This is a genomic window from Aminobacter sp. P4_D5 (assembly GCF_056401815.1).
This window is the reverse complement of record NZ_JBFUIP010000704.1, coordinates 1-716: the sequence shown is the minus strand read 5'-3', so window position 1 is coordinate 716 and position 716 is coordinate 1. Positions and strand designations below refer to the sequence as shown.

Genomic DNA, 716 nt, shown 5'->3' with positions numbered 1-716 from the left:
TCGCTACCCTTTCGCTTATCGACGACGACCGCGGGCCGCAGGCGCTGCGGAGCGCTTGGACGTCGCGGCACATGCTCGGCCCAGCGATGGCGCAGCGGCCTACGAGACGCATCGCTTCGAGGATGAGGCACGCTAGGCCGTGGAGAAGCTTTCCAGTGAGGTTGCTCGCACCGTTCGAGGTGGCGCCGAGGTCATAGCCTTGCCGGTAAAGCAGGCGACATGCTGACGGGACAGTGGGGTGGGCCTGTGGGCGCCGATCCTTCCACGAACGGTCGGCGCCGGCTCAAACTGGCGCCAGAGCGTGACGATCTCATCGAACCTGCCCATCATCGCCGCGACAAGCTGCGGATCGAAATGCTTGCCAGCCTCCGCCGGAAGGAACCTTGCAATCGCCTCCGTGCTCCAGGCGCTTTTGTAGGGGCGCTCGGACATCAGCGCGTCGAACACATCCGCAAGGGCGATGATACGGCTGGGCAGCGGGATCTCCTCCCCCTTCAGCCGCATGGGATACCCGGTGCCATCCCAGCGCTCGTGATGRAAGCGGGCGATGACRGCCGCGAGYTGCAGRAGCGGTGMSYTGCTCCCYTCCAGGATCTCCGCGCCGATCTCGGCGTGACGCTCCATSGCSGCCCGCTCCCGAAGGTCGAGCTTGCCGGGCTTGCGAAGGATGCGGTCCTCGATGCCGATCTTGCCGATGTCGTGCAGGGGCGCCGCAT

General features: G+C 66.1%; 1 protein-coding gene. It reads right to left on the bottom strand.

Translation table 11 applies throughout. The features are described 5' to 3' along the window. Positions 1–132: 132 nt before the first annotated feature. The coding region (locus tag AC1DWF_RS34440) for an HD-GYP domain-containing protein (protein ID WP_476842969.1) at positions 133–716 on the bottom strand (584 nt) is incomplete at its 5' end.